Origin of the sequence: Brachyspira sp. (genome assembly GCF_050873525.1) — a bacterium.
In the GTDB taxonomy this organism is placed as follows: domain Bacteria; phylum Spirochaetota; class Brachyspiria; order Brachyspirales; family Brachyspiraceae; genus Brachyspira.
This window is the reverse complement of the sequence record NZ_JBNMIZ010000335.1, coordinates 1-1573: the sequence shown is the minus strand read 5'-3', so window position 1 is coordinate 1573 and position 1573 is coordinate 1. Positions and strand designations below refer to the sequence as shown.

Here is a 1573-nt window from a genome sequence, read left to right as displayed (position 1 = left end):
TTTTATTATTTTGTTTGACATTATATAGTTTAACATATATAATAATTTTTATGAAAGATATTATTATAAAATCGATTCTATCAAATATAGATTACATCTCCGATTTTCTAAATATTAATCTAAATATCGATAAAAATATATTTGACGATTTGAAATATAAAATTCCGTCTTTAAACGATAACGATAATAAATTTTTGGACGAATTTTCTGAGAAATTAGACAAAATTATTTTAGATAAATTTTCCGCTCCGATAAATGAAAATAATATAAAAGATTTTCGTTTAAAATCAATATTTACATTATTTGGAAAAGATAAAGAAAACGGCGAATATTATTATCCTTTGAATATAAATAACGATAAAATAATTTATCCCGAACTAAAAAACGAATTAAACGAAAATGATATTGATTTTGAAAAATTAAAAAGCGATTTGAAAGATATTGATATTAACAATATTAATTCCGTAATAAATGCAATAAAAAATCTATCTTCTTATATTCCATATCGTTCCAAAGAAAAAATTTCCTACGATATATCTCTGTATGATTATATAAAAATAAAATCTGCTTTGATTTCGTCTATATATCGTTATAAAGACGGTTTAAATTACGAAGTTTTATATAACAACGAAAATTATTTTGCTTTATTATCGGCGGATATTTCTGGCATACAAAAATTTATTTATACAATATCTTCCAAAGGCGCTTTAAAATCTTTAAGAGCAAGGTCCTTCTACCTTGAAATAATGATGGAACATATTGTGGACGAAATATTGGAAAAATTCGATTTATATAGAATCAATTTGCTATATTCTGGCGGCGGACATTTTTATATCATTCTGCCTCATTTAAAAAATTTAAATGAAATAGTAAAAGAGATAAAAGAAAAAATTAACGATTGGTTTATTAAAGAATTTTCCATAGAACTTTATATTGCTATGGATTATAAAGAATTTTCTTTTAACGATTTGAAAGATACTAAAAATATATTTAAGTCGTTATCTCAAAAACTTTCTTACGATAAACAGAGAAGATATAATATAGAACAGTTAAAAACGATTTTGACTCCGAAAGAAAATAAATCCGATTTTGAATGTTCTATATGTCATACTTCTTCTAAAAATACAAAAGAAAGAGATAATGATTTAGGATATGCATGCGATATATGTTATAATCTATATAAAGCTGGAAAATATTTGGCAAACGAGGAAGACGATATTGTTATAGTAGATAATAAAAATAATCTGGATAGAGATTTGGTAGTAGAATTGCCTTCTATATCTCAAAATAACGATAGATATTTATATTTTGGAAACGACTTTAATAATGCGGTTAGAACTTATTCAAAAAACGATTTAAAAAATAAAAATATTAATTTATATATAGGAAATTACAATTTTAAAAATAAACAATCCGATTTAATTAGTTTTGAAGATTTGATTGAAAAAACAGAAGGCATAAAAAGAATAGGAGTTTTAAGATGCGATATTGATAATTTAGGGCAGGCTTTTATAAACGGTTTTGGAGAATATTCTGATATTTTTAGAACTTCCTCTCTTTCAAGGCATATTAG

Annotated in this window: 1 protein-coding gene; it reads left to right on the top strand. The window is 23.7% G+C overall.

Annotated elements, in window-relative coordinates; all coding sequences use genetic code 11:
* Positions 1-50: 50 nt before the first annotated feature.
* Positions 51-1573, top strand: a 1523-nt coding sequence (cas10, locus tag ACR0QS_RS13160) for a type III-A CRISPR-associated protein Cas10/Csm1 (protein ID WP_432633907.1), incomplete at its 3' end; no start/stop codon positions are given.